Annotated in this window: 19 protein-coding genes, 2 tRNA genes and 1 other RNA gene; 11 read left to right on the top strand and 11 right to left on the bottom strand. The window is 70.6% G+C overall.

Going from position 1 to position 21,043, the window contains the following annotated elements; genetic code table 11:
• Nucleotides 1-92 precede the first annotated feature (92 nt).
• The 3 genes from DC432_RS04455 to DC432_RS04465 are packed head-to-tail and all read left to right on the top strand — an operon-like array spanning nucleotide 93 to nucleotide 2,663.
• Nucleotides 93-902, top strand: coding sequence for an IclR family transcriptional regulator (locus tag DC432_RS04455; RefSeq protein WP_116536854.1), 810 nt, complete (start codon nucleotides 93-95; stop codon nucleotides 900-902).
• A 58-nt stretch (nucleotides 903-960) separates the two neighbouring features.
• A complete protein-coding gene (locus DC432_RS04460) occupies nucleotides 961-1,434 on the top strand; it encodes a MarR family winged helix-turn-helix transcriptional regulator (protein ID WP_116536900.1) in 474 nt (157 codons plus the stop codon).
• Nucleotides 1,431-2,663, top strand: a complete 1,233-nt coding sequence (locus tag DC432_RS04465; protein ID WP_116536855.1) for an MFS transporter — start codon at nucleotides 1,431-1,433, stop codon at nucleotides 2,661-2,663. Before DC432_RS04460 ends, DC432_RS04465 begins: the two co-directional genes overlap by 4 nt.
• 14 nt (nucleotides 2,664-2,677) lie before the next feature.
• On the opposite strand, the gene DC432_RS04470 is transcribed toward DC432_RS04465, so the two are convergent.
• Nucleotides 2,678-3,673, bottom strand: coding sequence for an alpha/beta fold hydrolase (locus tag DC432_RS04470; RefSeq protein WP_116536856.1), 996 nt, complete (start codon nucleotides 3,671-3,673; stop codon nucleotides 2,678-2,680).
• Between the two features lie 164 nt (nucleotides 3,674-3,837).
• Here DC432_RS04470 and DC432_RS04475 point away from each other — a divergent pair, with 164 nt between their 5' ends.
• Nucleotides 3,838-5,658, top strand: coding sequence for an HNH endonuclease signature motif containing protein (locus DC432_RS04475; RefSeq protein ID WP_243393026.1), 1,821 nt, complete (start codon nucleotides 3,838-3,840; stop codon nucleotides 5,656-5,658).
• A 63-nt stretch (nucleotides 5,659-5,721) separates the two neighbouring features.
• Here DC432_RS04475 and DC432_RS04480 read toward each other — a convergent pair whose 3' ends face one another.
• Nucleotides 5,722-6,255, bottom strand: coding sequence for an NUDIX hydrolase (locus DC432_RS04480; RefSeq protein ID WP_165801175.1), 534 nt, complete (start codon nucleotides 6,253-6,255; stop codon nucleotides 5,722-5,724).
• Nucleotides 6,256-6,874: 619 nt separating this feature from the next.
• Nucleotides 6,875-6,950 (bottom strand) — tRNA-Lys (locus DC432_RS04490).
• Nucleotides 6,951-7,053: 103 nt separating this feature from the next.
• Between DC432_RS04490 and DC432_RS04495 the strand changes: the two genes are divergently transcribed.
• Both DC432_RS04495 and DC432_RS04500 read left to right on the top strand, forming a co-directional pair.
• Entirely contained in the window at nucleotides 7,054-7,878 is an 825-nt protein-coding gene (locus DC432_RS04495) for an inositol monophosphatase family protein (RefSeq protein ID WP_116536859.1), read from the top strand.
• Entirely contained in the window at nucleotides 7,875-8,501 is a 627-nt protein-coding gene (locus DC432_RS04500) for a hypothetical protein (protein WP_116536860.1), read from the top strand. The genes DC432_RS04495 and DC432_RS04500 overlap by 4 nt, the downstream gene beginning before the upstream one ends.
• 16 nt (nucleotides 8,502-8,517) lie before the next feature.
• On the opposite strand, the gene DC432_RS04505 is transcribed toward DC432_RS04500, so the two are convergent.
• Complete coding sequence (locus DC432_RS04505; RefSeq protein ID WP_116536861.1) at nucleotides 8,518-8,772, bottom strand: hypothetical protein; 255 nt, start codon at nucleotides 8,770-8,772, stop codon at nucleotides 8,518-8,520.
• A gap of 50 nt (nucleotides 8,773-8,822) precedes the next feature.
• Between DC432_RS04505 and DC432_RS04510 the strand changes: the two genes are divergently transcribed.
• The gene (locus DC432_RS04510) at nucleotides 8,823-9,362 is read left to right on the top strand and encodes a YaeQ family protein (RefSeq protein ID WP_116536862.1); all 540 of its coding nucleotides are present in this window, start codon (nucleotides 8,823-8,825) and stop codon (nucleotides 9,360-9,362) included.
• Nucleotides 9,363-9,483: 121 nt separating this feature from the next.
• Here the strand turns inward: DC432_RS04510 and ssrA are convergent.
• Nucleotides 9,484-9,853, bottom strand: a transfer-messenger RNA (tmRNA) gene (ssrA, locus tag DC432_RS04515).
• A gap of 136 nt (nucleotides 9,854-9,989) precedes the next feature.
• Between ssrA and DC432_RS04520 the strand changes: the two genes are divergently transcribed.
• A complete protein-coding gene (locus tag DC432_RS04520; RefSeq protein WP_116536863.1) occupies nucleotides 9,990-10,646 on the top strand; it encodes an SIMPL domain-containing protein in 657 nt (218 codons plus the stop codon).
• Nucleotides 10,647-10,652: 6 nt separating this feature from the next.
• On the opposite strand, the gene smpB is transcribed toward DC432_RS04520, so the two are convergent.
• From smpB to prfB, 4 genes are all read right to left on the bottom strand, one after another.
• A complete protein-coding gene (gene smpB / locus DC432_RS04525) occupies nucleotides 10,653-11,129 on the bottom strand; it encodes an SsrA-binding protein SmpB (RefSeq protein ID WP_116536864.1) in 477 nt (158 codons plus the stop codon).
• A gap of 77 nt (nucleotides 11,130-11,206) precedes the next feature.
• Nucleotides 11,207-12,124 (bottom strand): permease-like cell division protein FtsX, encoded by a 918-nt coding sequence (gene ftsX, locus DC432_RS04530; protein ID WP_116536865.1) that lies wholly within the window; start codon nucleotides 12,122-12,124, stop codon nucleotides 11,207-11,209.
• Nucleotides 12,121-13,203, bottom strand: a complete 1,083-nt coding sequence (ftsE, locus tag DC432_RS04535; RefSeq protein ID WP_116536866.1) for a cell division ATP-binding protein FtsE — start codon at nucleotides 13,201-13,203, stop codon at nucleotides 12,121-12,123. The genes ftsX and ftsE overlap by 4 nt, the downstream gene beginning before the upstream one ends.
• A gap of 125 nt (nucleotides 13,204-13,328) precedes the next feature.
• Nucleotides 13,329-14,441 carry a peptide chain release factor 2 gene (gene prfB, locus DC432_RS04540; RefSeq protein WP_116536867.1) on the bottom strand — a complete coding sequence of 371 codons (1,113 nt, stop codon included), beginning with the start codon at nucleotides 14,439-14,441 and terminating at the stop codon, nucleotides 13,329-13,331.
• A gap of 71 nt (nucleotides 14,442-14,512) precedes the next feature.
• Between prfB and DC432_RS04545 the strand changes: the two genes are divergently transcribed.
• Nucleotides 14,513-15,745, top strand: coding sequence for an MFS transporter (locus DC432_RS04545; RefSeq protein WP_165801181.1), 1,233 nt, complete (start codon nucleotides 14,513-14,515; stop codon nucleotides 15,743-15,745).
• A gap of 79 nt (nucleotides 15,746-15,824) precedes the next feature.
• On the opposite strand, the gene DC432_RS04550 is transcribed toward DC432_RS04545, so the two are convergent.
• Nucleotides 15,825-18,716, bottom strand: a complete 2,892-nt coding sequence (locus DC432_RS04550) for an RCC1-like domain-containing protein (protein WP_116536868.1) — start codon at nucleotides 18,714-18,716, stop codon at nucleotides 15,825-15,827.
• 286 nt (nucleotides 18,717-19,002) lie between these two features.
• Nucleotides 19,003-20,025, bottom strand: a complete 1,023-nt coding sequence (locus tag DC432_RS04555) for an NADPH:quinone reductase (protein WP_116536869.1) — start codon at nucleotides 20,023-20,025, stop codon at nucleotides 19,003-19,005.
• A 112-nt stretch (nucleotides 20,026-20,137) separates the two neighbouring features.
• Between DC432_RS04555 and DC432_RS04560 the strand changes: the two genes are divergently transcribed.
• Nucleotides 20,138-20,219, top strand: a tRNA-Leu gene (locus DC432_RS04560).
• Nucleotides 20,220-20,290: 71 nt separating this feature from the next.
• Nucleotides 20,291-21,040 (top strand): DedA family protein, encoded by a 750-nt coding sequence (locus DC432_RS04565; RefSeq protein WP_116536903.1) that lies wholly within the window; start codon nucleotides 20,291-20,293, stop codon nucleotides 21,038-21,040.
• Nucleotides 21,041-21,043 lie beyond the last annotated feature (3 nt).

Raw genomic sequence — 21,043 nt, forward strand, 5'->3', positions numbered from 1 at the left:
CTTCGTAACAGCGTGCGTCCACTCTCGGTCGGGGTATCGACGCGGGGCCACCGTGTTCTTGTCATGTGGATGCCGCAGCGCGTAGTGTCCACATGGTGGACACCCCCGCTTCTCCCGCCGCCTCGGCATCCCCTTCCGCCGTCCCCGGCGCTCAGGCCATCGCCCGCGCCGCGCACCTGCTGCGCCTGGTCACCTCGGCCGGCGACGGCGGCGCCGGCGTCGGGGACCTCGCGCGCGAGGCGGGACTGACCCGGCCGACGGCGCACCGCCTGCTGAGCGCCCTGCGCGTCGAGGGTCTCGTCGACCGCGACGACGCGAGCGGACACTGGCTGCCGGGGCCGGAACTCTTCCTGATGGGGAGTGTGGCGGCATCCCGGTTCGACATCACCGCGATCGCACGCGACATCGTCCGCTCCCTCGCGGTGCGGACGGAGGAGAGCGCGTTCCTGTCGGTACGGCGCGGCGACGAGACCGTCTGCCTCGTCCGCGAGGACGGGAGCTTCCCGATCCGGTCGTTCGTGCTGTCGGAGGGGGTGCGCTTTCCCCTCGGGGTGGCGTCGGCGGGGCTCGCGATCCTGGCGTTCCTGCCGCCCGAGGACGTGGACGCGTATCTCGAGCGGCATCCGGAACTGTCCGAGAAGTGGGGGGCCTCGCACGCGCCCGCGCGTCTGCGGTCGCGGATCGCCGACACGAAGGCGCGCGGGTACGCGGTCAATCCGGGCCTGATCGTCGAGGGCAGCTGGGGCGTGGGGGCGGCGGTGTTCACGCGCACGGGCGATCCGCAATGGGCCCTGAGCCTGACGGGCGTGGAGTTCCGCTTCGGCGGCGAGCGCCTCGCCGAGCTTGGGCGGATCCTGCTGGCGCACGCTCACCAGCTGTCCACGCGGATCGCGGCGCGGTAGCAGCGGCATCCCGCCCCGTTTCATACCCTAGGTATATAACGGGGGTATACTTATGTGCATGACCCGCGACGACGACCTGCAGCGACTCCTGCTCGCGGTGCACGCCCTCACGCGCATCGCGGCCCTCGACACCCAGAGCGAGGCTCCCGCCGCCCAGTGGCGCACCCTGACGCTCCTGCGCGATCACGGTCCGCAGCGCCTGGGCGACCTGGCCACGCTGAGTCGTGTGACGCAGCCGGGCATGACCCGGCTGGTGCATCAGATGGATGCCGCCGGCCTCGTCGCCCGCACCGTCCATCCCGGCGATTCCCGGGTCAGCGTCGTCACCGCGACCGACCAGGGCCTCGCGGCCCTGGAGCGGTGGTACGAGCAGTTCCGCGCCGCCCTGTCGCCCCACGTCGCCGATCTGACGGACGACGAATGGGAGGCGGTCGGAGTCGCCGCGTCGGCGCTGTCGACGCGCGTGGGACTCGTGCCCGTCGGGTCGCATGACAACTCTTCACGAACCGAGCAGAAGGAGGCCGTCCGGTGAGCACCGGTACCGCAGCAGCACCCAGTGTCTGGAAACAGCCCGCCCAAGTGTGGGCCGTCGCGTTCGCGTGCGTCGTGGCGTTCATGGGAATCGGTCTGGTCGACCCGATCCTGCCCGCGATCGCCGAGTCGCTGAAGGCGTCGCCGGTCGAGACCGAGCTGCTGTTCACCAGCTACCTCGTGGTGACGGGACTGGCGATGCTGGTCACGAGCTGGATCTCGAGCCGCATCGGCGCCAAGGCCACCCTGCTGGTGGGCCTGGGACTCATCGTGGTCTTCTCGTTCCTCTGCGCGATCAGCGAGAGCGTGGATGCCGTGATCGGCTTCCGTGCCGGCTGGGGCCTGGGCAACGCCCTGTTCATCTCGACCGCGCTCGCCACGATCGTCGGCGCCGCCTCGGGCGGCAGCTCGGCCGCGATCATCCTGTACGAGGCCGCCCTGGGCCTGGGCATCGCCGTGGGCCCGCTGCTCGGCGGCGTTCTGGGCGAGGTCAGCTGGCGCGGTCCGTTCTTCGGCGTCGTCGTGCTGATGGCGATCGCGTTCGTCGCGGTGATGGTGCTGCTGCGCGGTCCCGCCCCGGCGCGTACCCCGCTGCCCTTCAGCGCCCCCTTCCGTGCGCTGGGGCGTCCGGCGCTGGCGATCCTGGCCGCGACCGCGCTGTTCTACAACATCGGCTTCTTCACGCTGCTGGCGTTCTCGCCGTTCCCCCTGGGCTTCGGCGCGATGGGGATCGGTCTCACCTTCTTCGGCTGGGGCGTGGGACTCGCGATCACGAGCGTGTGGGTCGCCCCGCTGCTGCTGCGCCGCATGCGCCTGACCTCGGTGCTGCTGATCGCGCTGCCGCTGCTCGCGGTCGATCTGCTGGTCGCGGCGTTCATCGTGTCGTCGGCTGCGGCTCTCGTCGTCTGCATCATCGTCGGCGGTCTCGTGCTCGGCGTGGTGAACACCGCGCTGACCGAGGCCGTGATGGAGGCCACCGACCTGCCGCGTTCGGTCGCGTCGTCGGCGTACTCCGCGGTGCGCTTCCTCGGAGGAGCCGTCGCTCCCCCGCTCGCCGCGCTCCTCTGGCACGCGTTCAACGCGGGAGTGCCTTACGTGATGGCCGCCGTGTCGGTCGCTCTGTCGGCGCTGTGCATCCTGTTCGGTCGGCGACTGCTCGCCCACGTCGACGGGGCGCACCCGGATGCCGCGGACGAGGGCGCCGCCGTCCTGGTGGGCGACGCCGCGTAAGACTCCCGGAGCGGCTACCCCGCCGCGTGCACCACGGCTCTCGCGCCGGGTGCCGACATGACGATCGAGTAATGGTCGACGTGCGGCACCCGGCGCGTCGTCGTCAACGCGGGGTGAGCGGTGCGGAGGGCCGCGAGGTCGGGATACAGCGGCGGTGTCTCACCGCGCAGCCCCCGCTCGGCGACGAGCAGGGCGGTGGGCCGCGGCATCCGCTCTCTGGCCCGCGCGATCGCCGCTCCGGTGTTCTGGTCGATCGAATCGGCCTCGACGGTCGCGAAGGTCGTCGCCGGGCGCAGCTGTCCGGGCGTTCCCCGCAGGTCGTAGGCGAAGTAAGCGTCCAGCAGAGGGTCCTCTCTGCCCGTGAACGCCGGGTGCGCCCGCCAGAAGTCCCGGTAGGCGCGGGCGGTGGCGAACCGCATGTCGAGGCGGGCGGCGGTGGGCCCGAGCACGTGACGCACCGCGTCGCGGGGGTGCATCCCCGCGGGGAGGTCGAGCGGAAGACCCCCGTCGACGAGGACCACGCGATCGATCCGGTTCGGATGCCGATCGGCGAGCACGAGCGAGACGAACGCGCCCATCGAGTGCCCCACGACGACGGCCCGGTCGATGGCCTTCGCGTCGAGAACGGCGACGAGGTCATCGGCGTGGCGCGCGAGGGGGGATGCGCCCCCCGCCGTCGGAAGCGGCATGGCGGTGCTGCGTCCGCGTCCGCGCAGATCGGGCGCGATCAGCCGCGCCGTCGTCTCGCGCGCGAGCCACGCCCACGCGAGGTGCGACGCCGTGACCCCGTGCACGAGCAGCCACGGGATGCCGTCGGCATCCGGATGCCACTCCCCCACCCGCAGGGTCCCGCCCGGGACGGGGACGTCGGTGCGGGCGGGTGGGGGCTCTCGGTTTGCGGGACCGATCGCGCCGGACGTGCTTGGCTCTTCGATGCCGCCGCCCGCGTCGTGGTCTTCGGCGCCGTCGGCTCCCTCGTTGTTCGGGGCGTCATCACCTCGCTCGTGCATGGGGGAATGCTGGCACGATCACGCGCGCCACGCACCGGTCCTTCGGAGCCTGGCGGTACGGTCTCGACGACGGCGCCCGCTCCCGCGAGAGATCATCGAAGCCCCCGTTTTCTGCCTGATCGGGATTTCTCTTCGATGTCGGAGGTCCTCGATACCGTCTCCGCATGACGGACTCCCGCGCGACTCTCGACCGGCCGCTGCCGGCTCGTCAGTCGCGCGCGTTCCCCTCAGACGCGGGGTTCGATCGCTACCCGGATGCCGTGTTCCCCCACGACCGCCGGTTCGATCTGCCGCCCCTCAGCGAGGACGAGCTGCTGCTCGACGCCGACACCGCATGGGCGCGACAGGGCGTGGACGAGTGGGCGCCGTGGCCTGAGCTCGACGAGGAATGGCCGGTGAGCCACGACCTGGGTGGGATGTTCGCTGCCGGGTCCGAGCGTGGCGGGTCCGGACGTGACCAGTCTGGGCGTGCCGGGACCGAGCCTGCCGGGGCCGAGCGTGCCGCACCGGGCCTCGTCGCACCCGAAGCCCATCCAAGCGACAGCGCACAACCCGAAGCCCTCGCAGCCAACTCCCCCGATGCGCATCTGGCGGCACTCGAGGCCGTCGCCGTCCAGCGTCGCCGCGCGACCGCCGAGGAGTACCGACTGATCGCGCTCATCCTCGACGGCGCGGTCACCCACCCCGAGCCGTGGGTGGGCCCCGACCCGACGCTCGACCTCGCGTGGGACGACGCGCGGGGGCGTTCGGTCGCGGCGGTGAGGCGTGATCGCCTCGACATGGCCGAGCGCGCCGCGGTGGCCGAGGTCGCGGTGCGTCTTCGTCTGTCCGAGCAGACGGTGCGGGTCCGCGCGAGCCAGGCCCGTACGCTGCAGGAGCGCACTCCCGTGTCGTGGCAGACGTTCGTCGACGGGCGCACGTCCGAGCGGCACGCGGTCGAGACCGCTCGCCTCGCCTCGTCGCTCCCCCACGACGACCCCGACTCGTGGACGGCGTTCGACGCCGGTGCCGCCGATCGCGCGCATCGCCTGACACCCGCCCGTTTCGCGGTGGCGGCACGCGCCCTGCGGGAACGGGTGCACGCGGAATCGATCGAGGAGCGCCATCGCCGTGCGGCGCGCGACCGCGGGGTATGGATGACGGCCGAGCTCGACGGAATGGCCACGCTGAGCGCCCTCATGCCCGCCGATCGCGCGTACGCGGCCATGTCGACCCTGGATCGGGCCGCTCGTCACCTCGCCACGGCGCCCGGCGAGGATCGCACGCTCGCGCAGCTCCGCGCAGACGTCATGGCCGGCCTTCTCGTCACCCCCGCCGGGGCCCCCGCATCTCGCCCACCCACGACGCCCGACTCGCCCACTGCATCCGACCCGCCCACTGCATCCGACCCGCCCACTGCGTCCGACCAACCCACTGCGCCCCACCCGCTCACTGCGTCCGGCCCGCCCGTCGCGCCCGGCTCACCCGTCAGTTCACAGCCAGCCGCGACGCCGACGTCCCGCGCCCGCCCCGGCCCCGCCTCCATCGTCGTCACCGTCCCCGCCCTGACGCTCCTTGGCGCCGGCGACGAGCCCGCCCTGCTCGACGGCTACGGCCCCATCGACCTCGACACCACTCGACGGCTGGCCGGCGAGTCCGCCACCTGGACCCGGCTGCTGACGCACCCGCTCACCGGCGCCCCGCTCGCCCTCGACCGCACGTCCTACCGCGTCACGGCCGCTCTGCGTCGATGGCTGGGGGTCACCTCTGCGACGTGCATCTTCCCGGGCTGCGGCCGCGCGGCCCGAGCGTGCGACATCGATCACCTGACCGCGTGGTCCGACGGGGGCACGACCGATGCCGACAATCTGGAACCCGAGTGCCGCCCTCACCACCGCCTGCGTCACGAAACGAAGTGGACCCCGGTTCGCGATCCCGACAGCGGCGATGTGCGCTGGCGATCCCCCCTCGGTCACGAGACAGGGGTCGATCCGCCGCCGTTCTGATCGTTCAGCCGGACTCCCCGGCAGTATTCACCGCCGCCTCGGGCCCTCGACGACAGCAGCCTGTCACTCCCCGTTCCCGCCGACGTCCGCCACCCGCTCGATCAGCACCTCCCACAGCTGCTCGAACCGCGCGTTCCACGGCGTCGCGAAGACACCGGCATGCCACCGGCGTTCCACCTCGTCGAGGGTCACCCATTCGGCATCCTGGACCTCCTCGGGGTCCGGCGTCGGGGTCGGCTCCCCGTCGATGGGTGCCACCCACAGGTCGAACAGCGCGCGCTCCTCGATCACCCGTCCCACCAGCACGAGATCATCGGGCGCGACGCGCAGACCCGTCTCTTCGGCGAGTTCGCGAAGGGCGCCCGCGCGGCTCGACTCCCCGCGCAACGCACTGCCCGCCGGGAACTCCCACGCGAGCGGATAGTCCTTCGACGCCGCGCGCAGGCTCATGAGCACACGTCCGCTCGTCCCCACCAGACAGACGGATGCCACGATGTGGAACGAGCCCGCCGGGACCGGCCCGTCCCCCCGCCGGTGCAGAGCGCCGGTCGGTGTCCCCTGGACGTCCGTGACATCCCACATCTCATCGTCGGCCATGGCGCCTCCCCCTCTCGAGCGCGCACCCGCACGCCCGAGGCTCATCATGCCGGGCAGCGCCGCAGATGCCAGGGAGCTTGCGCGGGGGCGCCGTCGCATCGTGACGGGTCACCGCGACCCGCAACGACGTACGCCGCGACCCTGCCCGCGCGCCGAGATCCTGCCCGCGCGCTGAAATCCTGCCCGCGCGCCGCGACCCCGCCCGCGCCCGCGCCCGCGCCCGCGCCCGCGCCCGCGCCCGCGATCCTGCCCGCCATGACCCCGCCTGCGCCCACGACCCTGCGCACGCACCGCATCGACGATGAGACCAGAACGCTCCCGAGCGCCCCTTGCTCCGCGAACCGGACCGAGCCCGCCGCGTGAGCGACGCCGGGTGAGCGACACCGTCAGAGCGGACCATTCGACGGGTCCACCTCGCAACCGCGCGACGCGATCGACCCACGTCGAACCCCAGGACACCGGACGCCCGATGTCGGCACCGCCGCTCGCAACGCCCGCCGACACGACGACCACCGGAAGACGCCCGTCGCGCCGACGTTCACGCGGACGACCCTTCCGATGTGCCGCACGTTCGCCACCCGCAACGCGAAAAGGCCCGGTTTCCCGGGCCTTTTCTCTGTGGTGCACCCCCTGGGACTCGAACCCAGAACCCACTGATTAAGAGTCAGTTGCTCTGCCGATTGAGCTAGAGGTGCGTTCCGTTCGGCGTGAAAATCGCTTTCCGCGCCGAGGGAATACGTTACCAGGCGTGACGCGACCACGCCAAATCGAGGCGAGGGCGACGGTTATCCTGGACGCGTGTCCCGCATCGAAGAGCCCGCCGCGACGCCCGCGGACCTGACCGACGATCTCGCACTCGCCCTGCGATTGGCCGACGCGGCCGACGCCGTGGCCATGGAGCGCTTCGACGCGGCCGACCTGCGCATCGACACCAAACCGGACCGCACGCACGTCACCGAGGCGGATCTCGCGACCGAGCGCGCGATCCGACAGATCCTGGATGCCGAGCGCCCCGCCGATTCCATCCTGGGCGAGGAGTACGGCACGTCCGGCGACACGGCGCGCCGCTGGGTCATCGACCCGATCGACGGGACCCACAACTACATGCGCGGCATCCCGGTGTGGGCGACGCTCATCGCCCTCACCGTGGACGGCGTCCCGCAGGTCGGCGTCGTCAGCCAGCCGGCCATCGGCCGTCGCTGGTGGGCCGCCGTCGGCCATGGCGCGTGGACCACCACCGCGTCCGGCGACACCCGACGCATCCACGTGTCGCGGATCGACGAGGTCGCGGCATCCAGCATCAGCTTCCAGAGCATCGAGCAGTGGGACGACGTCGACCTCGTCCCCACGCTCGAGAAGCTCTCGCGCGCCGTCTGGCGCGACCGCGCCTACGGCGACGCGCTCCCCTACATGTGGCTCGCCGAGGGACGCCTCGAACTCGTCGCCGAATTCGGCGTCAAAGAGTACGACATCGCCGCGATCGCCCCCATCGTCCGAGAGGCCGGGGGCCGATTCACCGCGTTCGACGGCTCCGACCGCCTCGACGCCGAGTCGTCGCTCGCCACGAACGGCACCCTCCACGACGCCTTCTTCCGTCTCCTGCACGAAGAGGACTCCCGATGACGGTGACCCGCGGATGCCACGCCCCCGCCCTCCTCACCGGACGTCGCCGTACCGCGAAGCGCGCCCCGCTGGCCGCTGCCCTCGTCACGGCGGCCGCCGTCGCCCTGGCCGGGTGCGCGGCATCCGCCACCCCCGACGCCGCGCCCAGCGTCGCCCCCACCGCCGAGGGCCCGACCATCGCGGCCCCCGACACCACCGCGACGCCGAAGTCCGGGACTGAAGCCCTCGAGCCGACCTGCGAGAACATCATTCCGCAGGCCACGGCCGACGACTTCACGAGTCTGGGCTGGACGTTCCAGTCCGAACCGTTCCGCATCGGCGCGAACGCGCTGGATGACGGCATCCAGTGCAAGTGGGGCGACACGAAGATCGCCTCCGACCGCGTGCAGATCTTCGGATGGGCGCCGATCGACGCCGCCGACGCCGCCCAGGCGCAGAAGGACCTCGTCGCCGCGGGATGGAAGGTCGAGAAGGCCGACGAGGGCACCTACGTCACCGAGAACCCCGAGTGGCTCGGCGGACGCGGGGTCGACGGGTACGGCCTGACGTACCTGTTCGGCGACGGCTGGGTCAAGCTCGCCGACACGAAGCAGAGTCTCGTCCTGGTCGAGGGGCCGCAGTAGGGTTCCCGCGCCCCGCTCACCGGTACGGATTCACCGCGCCCGGGTCCCGCCCGGCCGCGAACCCCTCGTCCCACGCGTCGCCCCGCGCCTCGAGACCCCGCCACAGCTCGTCGGCCCGCAGCACCCGGTGCGCCAGGGCGACCCAGTCGCTCCACCCGCCCTCGATCGCGTCCTCGCCGTCGCGTCCCGCGACCCGCCACCGCGCCGCGTCCGGCACGGGGTCGAGGTGGAACGGACCGATGTCGATGCGAGCGCTGCGAGGGTCGGGCATCCCCCGACGCTAGCGGGGCGCGCCCCCGGGAGCGCGTAGGCTCGACCCTCGTGGCTATCGGCGCGACCATTCATACATTCACGGTTCAGCTCTCGGACGTCGATCGCGGCGTCTACGACGAACTGAACCTCCGGGTCGCCCGGCATCCGTCCGAGACAGCGCCGTACATGCTCACGCGCGTGCTGGCGTACTGCCTCGAGTACGAAGAGGGCATCGCCTTCAGCGAGGGCGTGGCCGCGACGGACGAACCCGCCGTGATGGTCAAGGACATGACCGGGGCTCTCGTCGCCTGGGTCGAGGTGGGGGCTCCGGATGCCGCCCGCCTCCACACGGGCAGCATGAAGGCCGAGCGGGTCGCCGTCTACACGCACCGCGACCCCGACAAGGTCGCCGCCGCGTGGGCCGGCAAGCGCATCCACCGCGCCGACGAGGTGCGGCTGCACAGCTTCGAGCCCGGGTTCGTCGAACGCCTCTCGGAGGCGATCGAGCGACGCAACACCGCGACCCTCACCCGCACCGAGGGACGCGTGTACCTCGAACTGAACGGCGCCTCGGGCGACAGCGAGATCTTCAGCCGCAGCGCGGACTGACGCGTGACGGCGGCGGTAATACGCCGTCGAACTCCCCGGGTATACCCGCCCGCACGCATGAAGAAAGCCCCTGTCCCCGCCGAAACGGGCGGGAGCAGGGGCTTTCTCACGTGACGACGACTCGTGGAGCTGGGGGGAATCGAACCCCCGTCCAACGCTGGGTCTCCGCGTTTTCTCCGGGCGCAGTCTGTGCAGACGTTCTGCTCGGCCCCGACCTTTGTCACAGACACCTAAGTCGACAGGCCCAGCCTGGGAAAAGTCCCGCGTGACGTCCAGACGCCATCACGCAGCAAGACCCCTAAATGACGCCAGGATCCGTGGCGGGGTCACACACGGTCTGACGGACTATCGGGCTCGCTTACGCAGCGAGGGCGAAGTCAGTGCGCTTAGCATTGGCACTTATTGTTTTGCAGGGAGCGTTTACGAGATAACCCCACATCCTCGGCCCGCTTCTCGCAGGTTCGCAGGCGCTGTCGAAACCGATCAGCCCCGGGAACTCCGTGAAGGAGCGGTCGTCGTCACGCTGTTGAATTACCAACCCGGATGCCGAAGCACCCGAGCATCACAGCCTACAACGAATCGCGCGGCGCCGTATTCCCCGCGGCGGTCTCGTCGTAGGCTCACGCCATGAGCGACGTCGTCATCACCGTCCGGGGCGAGAGCCACGCCCGCGTCCGCGCCGAAGAGGCGGCGGTGCGCGTCACCGTGTCCACCGACGGCCCCTCGCGCGGACCGGTCGTCGAACGCGCCCAGGAGCGCGCCTCGAGCATCCAGGACGGACTGGTGGCACACCTGCGCTCCGGCGAGGTGTCGGAATGGTCGAGCGCGCGCGTCTCGGTGTGGTCGGACCGACCGTGGAACAACGAGGGCGCCCAACTCCCCCTGGTGCACCACGCGAGCGTCGAGGTGTCGGCCACCTTCACCGACGCGGGAGCCCTCTCGTGGTGGCTCGGCGACGTCGCCGAGTCCGACGACGTCCAGGTGACCGCGGTCGAATGGAGCCTGTCGTCCGACACCCGCGCGCGCGTCGAGCGCGAGGTCGCCGCCGAGGCGGTGCACGTCGCCGTCGAGCGGGCCGCTGCCTATGCAGACGCGCTGGGACTGGCATCCGTCGCCGCTGTCGAGATCGCGGATGCCGGACTCCTCGGCGCCCGCGCAGAGTCTCCCGCTCCCCTGGGTGCGCGTCTGATGGCCGCGTCGGCGGGAGGGGGCCCCTCGTTCAGTCTGCAGCCGCCCGAGATCGACGTGACGTCGGTCGTCGAGGGACGCTTCCGGGCGGAGTGACCGGAGTTACTCGCCGAGGCGGTTCTTCGTGCGCATCGCGCGTTCCGCCTCGCGCTTGTCCTCGCGCTCGCGGATCGTCTGCCGCTTCTCGAACTCGCGCCTTCCCTTGGCGACCGCGATCTCGACCTTGGCCCGACCGTCCAAGAAGTACAGCCGCAGCGGCACGAGCGTGTAGCCGCCCGCGGCCACCGCGTGCGAGAGCTTGATGATCTCTTCTTTGTGCAGCAGCAGCTTGCGCGTGCGCTTCGCGGAGTGGTTGGTCCAGTGCCCCTGCGAGTACTCGGGGATGTGCACGGCGTCGAGGAACGCCTGCCCGCCGTCGATGTACGCGTAGCCGTCCGTCAGGTTCGCGCGCCCCTGGCGCAGCGACTTCACCTCGGTGCCGGTCAGCACCAGGCCCGCTTCGTACGTCTTCTCGATGGCGTAGTCGTGACGCGCCTTCTTGTTCGACGCGATGAGCTTCTCACCCTGCTCACGAGGCATGGTGCCACCTCCTCATGATCATGGGCACACAGAGCCTTGAAGTCTACCGGATGCCGAGACGGCGGACGCCCCGCGCGTCAGGCGCGCAGCCAGCGACGGATCGCGAAGCTCGCGCTCAGCGCTGCCAGGATCACGCCGATCACCACGATCGCCGGGATGACGAACGCCACGTCGCCGAGGTCGACCCACGACGTGATGAACGCGACGCTCCCCCGCAGGTACTGGTTGACGCCGACGCCGACGATCGCCCACACGGCCACGCTGGCGAGCGCCGAGCCGATGAGCGCCGCCAGCACGCCCTCGACGACGAACGGCGTCTGGATGAACCGGTTGGACGCCCCGACGAGGCGCATGATGCCGAGCTCGCGGCGACGGGCGAACGCCGACAGACGGATCGTCGTGGCGATGAGCAGCACCGCGGCGATGAGCATGAGCCCGGCGATGCCGACCGCGACGTAGGTGGCGACCGTCAACGCCTGGAAGAGCGGCTCGAGGTACTGCAGCTGATCATCGACGGACTCGACGCCCACCTGACCGCTGAAGGCTTCGGCGATCACGTCGGACTGGCTCTGGTCGACCAGGTTGATGTTGAAGGTCGCGTTGAACTGGTCCGCCGTCACCACGCCGACGATGTCGTCGGGCAGCTGCTGCTTGGCGTTCTCGAACACCTCGTCGCTGGTGAGGAAGGTGTAGTCGCGGATGAGGGGCGCCAGCGCGGAGCCGTCGAGGGTCGCGCGCACCTGGTCGATCTGCTCCTGCGAGGCGGCCTCGCCCGCGGTGCACGTCGGCTCGTTCGACGACGTCGCGCACATGAAGACCGACACCTGCGCACGGTCCGACCAGTACGACTGCATCTTGCCGATCTGCATCTGCATGAGCATCGCCGCGCCGACGAACGTCAGCGACACGAACGTGACGAGGATGACCGAGATCACCATCGAGGCGTTGCGCCGAAGACCCGTGAAGGCCTCCGACAGGATGAGCCCGAACCTCATGACGTGGGTCCCACTTCGTCGTTGCGGTCTTTCTTTCCTCCGAGGCCGAGCCGGTCGGCCACGCCCAGAGCCTCCACGTCGGGAGTCGTCACCGGGATGGATCGCGTGGAGGTCCCGGGCTCGCGCTGCTGTTCGGCCGGCGCGGTGGTCACAGAGGGGGTGGATGCCGCGGCATCCGGGGTCTGGGTGGCACGCGGCGCGTCGGCCGAGGACCGCTCATCGGGGCGGGGCGCGTCGGGGCGCTGCGCGTCGGCGCGCTGCGCATCCGCGCGCGGCAGAGGCTCGACGGGACCGGTCAGCCCGGTCACCTCGCGCTGCACCTCGAGCACGGCCGTCAGCGCGGCCACCGCCGCGGCACCACGTTCGACCTCGGGCGCGAGGCGCGGCAGGCTCGACGTGTCGCCGTAGCCGCCGTGACGCTCGTCGCGGACCATCTCGCCGCCGCGCAGCTCGATCACGCGGCGCTGCATCTGGTCGACGAAGCCCGCCTCGTGCGTGGCCATGACCACGGTCGTCCCGCCGGCGTTGATGCGCGCGAGCAGGCGCATGATGTCGATCGACGTGCCGGGGTCGAGGTTTCCGGTCGGCTCGTCGGCCAGCAGCACCTGGGGGCGGTTCACCAGGGCGCGGGCGATCGCGACGCGCTGCTGCTCGCCGCCCGAGAGCTCGTGCGGCAGACGCTTCTCTTTGCCGTCCAGACCGACCAGCGCCAGCACCTCGGGCACGGCCTGCTGGATGAACCCGCGCGAAGCGCCGGTGACCTGCAGCGTGAACGCGACGTTCTGGTGCACGGTCTTGTTCGGCAGCAGGCGGAAGTCCTGGAACACCGAACCGATATGGCGCCGGAAGTACGGCACCTTGCGGTTCGACAGCGTGCGCAGGTCGCGACCGAGCACGACGACGCGCCCCTCGCTGGGGGTCTCGGCCCGCAGGATCAGCTGCAGGCAGGACGACTTGCCCGAACCCGAGGCTCCGACGAGGAAGACGAACTCCCCGCGCTGCACCTCGAAGTCCACGGCGTTCAGGGCGGGCTTCGCGGTGCCGCGATACCGCTTGGTGACGTTCTCGAACCGGATCATGGCTCGACGAGCCTAAGCGCGGGTCCCGGTCCCGCCGTCAGGACGCGCCGTGTCGTGAAACGCGGAAAGCCCCGTGGATGCCGGGCGACCGGCATCCACGGGGCTTCCGACCGAGGTCGGGACGATCAGTCGTCGTCGTCCTTGCGCTTGCGCCAGCGGATGCCGGCCGCGATGAGACCGTCCAGGTCGCCGTCGAACACGACGGCGGGGTTGCCGACCTCGTAACCGGTGCGCAGATCCTTGACGAGCTGCTGACCGTAGAGGAAGTACGAGCGCATCTGGTCGCCCCAGCTCGCGGTGATCGTGCCGGCGAGCTCCTTCTTCTTGGCGGCTTCTTCTTCGCGCTTGAGCAGCAGCAGGCGCGTTTGCAGCACGCGCATGGCGGCGGCGCGGTTCTGGATCTGCGACTTCTCGTTCTGCATCGACACGACCAGGCCCGTGGGCAGGTGGGTGATGCGGACGGCGGAGTCGGTCGTGTTGACCGACTGCCCGCCGGGGCCGGACGAGCGGAACACGTCGACGCGGATGTCGCCCTCGGGGACGTCGACCTCGACGGCCTCCTCCATCACGGGGATGACCTCGACCGCGGCGAAGCTCGTCTGGCGCTTGTCGGCACCGCCGAAGGGGCTGATGCGCGCGAGACGGTGCGTCCCCGCCTCGACGGACAGAGTGCCGTAGGCGTAGGGCACGTCGACCTCGAAGGTGGCCGACTTGATGCCGGCGCCCTCGGCGTACGAGGTGTCCATGACCTTGACGGGGTACTTGTGCCGCTCGGCCCAGCGCAGGTACATGCGCAGCAGCATCTCGGCGAAGTCGGTCGCGTCGTCGCCGCCCGCGCCGGAGCGGATGGTCACGACGGCCGAACGCGGGTCGTACTCGCCGTCGAGCAGCGTCTGCACCTCGAGCTGACCGATGACGTCCTTGAGCGCGGCGAGCTCGCGGCGCGCTTCGTCGGCGGAGTCCTCGTCGTCCATCTCGATCGCGAGTTCGACCAGCACCTCGAGGTCGTCGAGGCGCTGCTCGATCTCGGAGACGCGCTTGAGCTCGGCCTGGCGGTGGCTCAGACGGCTGGTGACCTTCTGGGCGTTGTCGACGTCGTCCCAGAGGTCGGGGGCACCGGCCTCTTCGCTGAGGCGATCGATGTCGGCTTTGAGTGCGTCGACGTCGACCACGGCCTGGATATCGGCGAAGGTCGAGCGCAGCGCCTGGATGTCGGCGGTCAAATCGAGTTCGAGCATGAGACATCAAGCCTATCGTGGAGACGGTGACAGCCGACTCTCCCCGGAACGTGCTGGTGCGCTTCGCACCGATGATCTACGGCCCCACGCTGCTGTTCGCCGTCGGCGAGGGCGCCGTGATCCCGCTCATCCCCGTGATCGCGAACCGCCTGGGCGCCGATGTCGCGGTCGCCGCCCTCGTCGCCGCGGCCCTGGTCGTCGGTCAGCTGTGCGGCAACATCCCCGCCGGGTGGGCGGTCGCCCGCTTCGGCGAGCGCGTGACGATGGGCGTGGCGGGCATCGTGGTGCTCGGCGGTCTCACCGGCATCGTCCTGGCGCAGTCGTTGGTGTTCTTCGCCGCGGCGGTGTTCCTCATCGGCTTCTGCGCCGCGTCGTTCGCCCTGGCCCGGCACTCGTTCATGACCACGCGGGTCCCCCTCGCCTTCCGGGCGCGAGCGCTGTCTCTGCTGGGCGGTACCTTCCGCCTGGGCATGTTCGTCGGGCCGTTCATCTCGGCGGCGCTGCTGGGACTGTTCGGCGACGAGACGGCATCCATCGTCTTCTTCGCCGTGTGCCAGGTGGCGACGATCCTGCTCGTGTTCCTGGGGCCCGACCCCGAGAAGGCCGTGCCCGTGGGCGCTCCCCCTCGACGCGGCGACGGCGATTCCCGCGAGGCCGAGGACACCGGCGAGGCCGTCACCGGCGCGATCCCCACCGTCGAGCGCGCGGGGGTCTTCCGCACAATGTGGCGGTTCCGCGGGGTGCTGGCGCGTCTCGGTCTCGCGGCCGCGTCGCTGTCGGCCGTGCGCTCCGCGCGACAGGTGGTGCTCCCCCTGTGGGGTGTCTCCCTGGGACTGGATGCCGGCACCATCGCCGTCGTCGTCGGCGTCTCGGGAGCCATCGACTTCGCGCTGTTCTACGCCAGCGGTCAGGTCATGGACCGCTTCGGCCGTTTGTGGGCGGCGCTGCCGGCGATGGTGCTGATGGGCTCGGGCTTCCTCGCCCTGTCGTTCACCCACGAGCTGGGCTCCGCCGCCATGTGGTACGCGATGTTCGCCGCCGTCCTGGGCGTCGGCAACGGCTTGTCGAGCGGCATCCTGCTCACGCTGGGCGCCGACATCGCCCCGCCCGACGAACCGGCGGCGTTCCTCGGGTCGTGGAGGACGCTGACGGATGCCGGCGGCGCCATCGCCCCGCTGATCGTCTCAGCGCTCACGGCGGTGGCGTCGCTGTCGATCGGCGTGGGGGCGATGGGGGTGATCGCGGTGCTCGGCGCGGCCGGGTTCATCCGCTGGGTGCCGAGATACGTCCCCCGCGCGCGCTGACGCCGTCACCGTCTCTCGTACCCGGGTGGACAGCGCGGCGCCTCCCGTCATGACGACGGGAGGCGCCGCAGGGTGCCACTCAGTTGGTCTTCATCACGATCAGGGCGGTCCTGGACCCGCACGAGGTGGTGGCGAGACGCTTCACCGTCTGCCCAGCAGGCAACCGCACAGCCACCGGACTCGGGCGATCCGTGGTGGTGCCGTCACCGATCTGTCCCTGGACATTGCGACCCCACGCCTTCACCGAGCCATCCGACAGCAGCGCGTACCCGCTCTGGAAACCAGCCGCGATCTGCGTCACGCCCGATGTCAGTCCCACGACCTGAACGGGTGAGGTCGGCGCCACGCCCGCGCTGCCGCTGCCGAGTTCGCCGCTGCCGCTGTAGCCCCAGCCATGCACCGAACCATCCGCCAGCAACGCGAAAGCATTGAAGCTCTGCGCGGCGACCTGCGTCACCGCCGACCCCAGACCCGACACCTGCACCGGTGTCGGCCGGTTCGTGGTCGTCCCGTCGCCGACCTCGCCATCCCTGTTGTAGCCCCAGGCCCGCAGCGAACCGTCCTTCATCACCGCGTAACCCGTGAACCCGCCTGCCGCCACCTGCGTGACCCCGGAGGTCAATCCCGACACCTGGACCGGAACATAGCTGTCTTGCAAGACCGTCCCGTTCCCCAGCTGGCCCTCCGAGTTGTATCCCCACGCCCGCACCGATCCATCCGACAGCAGGGCATAGACCTGACCGGCCCCGGCCGCGAGCTGCGTCACCCCGGAGGTCAATCCCGTCACCTGGACCGGCGTGTATCGGTCGTTCTGGGTCCCATCACCCAGTTCGCCGTTTCCGTTGTAGCCCCAGGCCTTCACCGACCCATCCGACAGCAGCGCGAAACCGGAGCGACTCGCATCAGCGATCTGCGTCACACCCGAGAGACCCGCAACCGGCGCCCACGTCGGTCGATCCGTCGTCGACCCGTCGCCGAGCTGGCCGACGGGGTTGCCTCCCTTGGACCACACCGTGCCGTCCTCCAGCAACACCAACGACCACGAGGGGTTCGCCTGAGAGTCCGCACCTCCCGATGTCGCGTCCACCACCGGCGACGGGAACACCAGCTCCGACTGCGCAACGGATGACGAATACGCCTGCCCCGCCGCGACCAGGTTCGATCCCAGTACCGTCGCCACCGCCGATGCCGACCGGGTGCTCGACTTCGCCCCCACCGTCACCGAGGACCCCGGCTTCGCCCACGGCGTTTTCAGGTCCAGCTGCGTCGACGCCGCACCAGAGGCATCCGTCGTCGCCGACACCGACGAGAACGACGAACCCGCCGGACCCGAGAACGACACCGATGCACCCTGTACCGGGCGACCAGAGAGGTCTTTCAACACCGCCGTCACCGCCACCGCCCCCGCCGCAGCCACCTGCAGCTTCGGGGTCGAAACCGTCAGCGGGTTCTCGGCCAGCATGAGCATGGCGGTCTTATAGGTTCCGCACCGTGCCAGTTGCTTCACGACCTGGCCCGCGGGCAAGGTGATGTCGATCGGGGTGGGCTGGTCCGTGGTGGTGCCGTCGCCCAGCTGCCCCTGGTCGTTGACGCCCCAGGCCTTGAGCGATCCGTCCGTCATGAGGGCGAACCCGTTCGAGACTCCGCCTCCCAGCTGCTTGACGCCGGAGGTCAAGCCCGGCAGCGCGACCGGGGTCAGGCGCAGGGTCGCGGTCGACCCGTCGCCCACCTCGCCTTTGCCGCTGTATCCCCACCCCTTCACCGAACCATCGCTCATGAGGGCGTGAGCCGTGAACGCCTGGGTCGCGATCTGCGTCACACCCGCGGTGAGACCGGACACCTGCACGGGAGTGCGGCGCTCGGTCTGCGTCCCGTCTCCGAGTTCGCCGTCGTTGTTGTAGCCCCAGGCACGAACCGACCCGTCCGACAGAAGCGCGTAGGACGAGAAGCCCGACGCCGCGACCTGCGTCACACCCGAGGTCAGACCGACCACCTGCACCGGAGTCAGTCTGCTCGTCGCCGAGCCGTCGCCCACCTGTCCCGTGGTGTTGTACCCCCAGGCCCGGACGGATCCGTCCGACATCAGTGCGAAGGCATGCCCGGCCCCGCCTGCGATCTGCGTGACCCCCGATGTCAAACCCGACACGAAGTCGGGCGTGAGTCGGGTCGTGGTCGTTCCATCACCCAGCTCTCCGTGCGCGTTGTACCCCCAGGCCTTCACCGACCCATCCGCCAGCAGGACGTACGGGGTGGCCGCGCTGGCCGCGATCTGTTTGACACCCGAGATGCCCGGCACCGGTCCCCACTGCAGACGGTCCTTCGTCGTGCCATCGCCCAGCTGACCGTCGATGTTCGCCCCTCGGGTCCACACCGTCCCGTCCTCCAACAGGACCATGAACCACCAGGGGTTCGTCTTCGAGTCGGCGCTCGACGCCAGGCAATTGACCACCGGGGAGGGGAAGACCGCCTCCGACTGCGCCAGCGCCACCGAGTACGCCATACCCGCGACCGCGAGGTTGGAGCCGATCACCGAGAACGAACCCGCAGCGTTGTCCGCTCCCGAGATGGCGGACAGCGTCACCGTCGAGCCCGGCTTGGCCCACGGCGTCTTCAAGTCGAACTGCGAGCCGGCCGACCCGCCACCGTCCGTGGTCGCCGACGCCGGCGAGAACGACGAACCCGCCGGACCCGAGAACGACACCGGTGCCCCCGCGACGGGTTGCCCCGTCGGCCCCTTCTTCACCGCCGTCACCGTGACCGCACCCGAGGCCTGGACACGCATGCCCGGACTCGACAGGCTCAACGAGCCACCCGACGCCGCGAACGCCGGCGATACAGCCATCATCGACACCACCGGCACCGCCCAGGCCGCCCCGGCCAGCACCGTCCGTCGCCCGACGCCGGAACCGTCGCCCGCGAACCCGCTCGCACCGCGATCGGAACCCGAACCCACTTCATCATGCGCGGCCATGAGGCCCCTCTCTTCTCGACCCGAACGCCGGGACGCCCATTAGCGGTGGCACACGCCACTCGAGCTTCATGGTCCGAGCCAGCGCTCCTCCCCACCCCCGACCGCTCGCCCGAAAGCCCGGGTGAAGGCTGCGACATCCGCGCCACCAGGCGCCTCGGCACCCAGGACTGAACGCACACCCGCACGACGTCCTCACCATCTCGGTCACCCAGGACCTTCACCACGATCCGCCGCTCGACGCGAAAGGGCGCCGGAGCCGTAGCCCCGACGCCCCTCTCAAGCCCGCTCAGTCACCGGAGACGCGGATGAGCACCTTTCCGGTGGCACCCTGCTCGACAGCGTCGTGCGCCGCCGCGGTGTCGGCCAGGTCGAAGAAGGTCAGCGGCAGCCCGGCCTCTTCGCCGACGGGGAGCACACCGTCGGCGACGGCGGCGGACACGTCCTCGGCGGCCGCGGCGAGCGCGCGCTCCCCCACGGTGTACAGCAGCAGCCCCTGCCACCGGACGTTCTTCGCGAAGCTCTCGCGGACGGGGGCGGTGAACTCCGCCCCGCCGTTGTCGGCGTAATAGCCGACCGTGCCCCCGTTGGCGATGACGGCGACATCGAGAGCGGCGTTGTCGGCGATGGCGACCTCGACGATGTGCTCGACGCCGTTCGGGGCGATCTCGCGGATGCCGTCGGCCAGGGTCTCGCTCGGGTACTGCAGCACGTGGTGTGCACCCGCGGCCCGCGCGAGGGCTTCCTTCTCGTCGCTGCTCACCGTGGCGATGACCGTCGCACCGGCCCAGGCCGCGAGCTGGATCGCCGCGTGCCCGACGGCCCCGGCTCCGCCCTGGACGAGCACCGTCCGTCCCGCAAGCGCGCCGGGCGCCAGACGCGACGGGCCGTCCTCGTGCACCGTGAGGGCGCGGTGCGCCGTCATCGCGGGGACCCCGAGGCTCGCGCCGAGCTCGAAGGAGGCGTCGTCGGCGAGAGGCACGGCGCGCTCGGCGGGCAGCACCGAGTACTCGGCGGCGGTTCCGGTCGGACGCTGGTGCGCGGCGAGGTAGATCCAGACCCGCTGACCGACCGAGAGCGAGTCCACGCCGTCACCGACGGCATCCACGATTCCGGCACCGTCCTGATTGGGCGTCACCTCGTCGAACGGGAGGGGTCGACCGGTCGTCGCGCGCGCCTTCCAGTCGGTCGGGTTCACACCCGAGACGACGATGCGGACGCGCACCTCGCCGGGGCCGGGCTCCGGGACGGGCCGCTCGACGAGCGAGAGGACGGAGGAGTCACCGGGCTGGGAGTACGAGATCGCCTTCATGCAAAGGCCCAAGCAGATCGGCGACGCGGAAATTCCCCCGTGCGCGGCGCAGCGCTTTAGCGGCTCGTTCACATCGAGCGCGCGACCGGGCCCCTTTAGACTGATCCCACTCGCGGGAGTGGTGAAATCGGCAGACACGCAGGATTTAGGTTCCTGTGCCTTCGGGCGTGGGGGTTCAAGTCCCCCCTTCCGCACGATCGAGGCCTTGCCGCACCCGGTCAGCCCCGATATCCCCCTGCACCGACTCTCACCCGACGGGACCGATGTGATCCACACCACCGCTGCGCTGCTCCCGTGGCTCGACCCCGCCACGATCATCACCAATTCGCAGCCGTGGGCGCTCCTGGTGGTCTGCTTCATCATCTTCGCCGAGACCGGCCTGCTGATCGGCTTCCTGCTGCCCGGCGACACGCTGCTGATCATGGCGGGCCTGCTCTCGCACTCGACGCCCGCCGCCCCCAACGGCGTCTTCGGGCTCAACGCGTGGTGGGTGGCCCTGGCCATCGGCGTGGCCGCGTTCATCGGCGGCGAGCTGGGGTACTACATCGGTCACAAGGCCGGCCCGTCGATCTTCGAGCGCAAGGACTCCGGAATCTTCAGCCGTAAGAACGTCGAGCGCACCAACGCGTTCTTCGAGCGTTTCGGTGGTCTGACGGTCATCCTGGCCCGCTTCGTCCCCGTGGTGCGCACGTTCGCGCCGATCGCGGCGGGCGTCGGCCACATGCCGTGGCGCAAGTACACGCTGTACAACTTCATCGGCGCCGTCGTCTGGGGCATCGGCCTGACGATGATCGGCTACGCCGTGGGTTACATCCCCTTCATCCGCGACATCGTCACGGAGTACATCGACGTCATCCTGCTCGCTGCCGTCGCCGGGACCGTGCTGTTCATCGCGATCCACTACTTCCGCGAGCGCGCCGCCGCCAAGCGCGAGGGGGCGATCACCCCCGCCGAGGCGGACTCGCTCACCCTCGACGCGAAGACGCTCGAAGAGGGCGATCAGCCCGCCCACTGAACC

The organism is Microbacterium testaceum (genome assembly GCF_003075375.1).
Lineage (GTDB): Bacteria > Actinomycetota > Actinomycetes > Actinomycetales > Microbacteriaceae > Microbacterium > Microbacterium testaceum_E.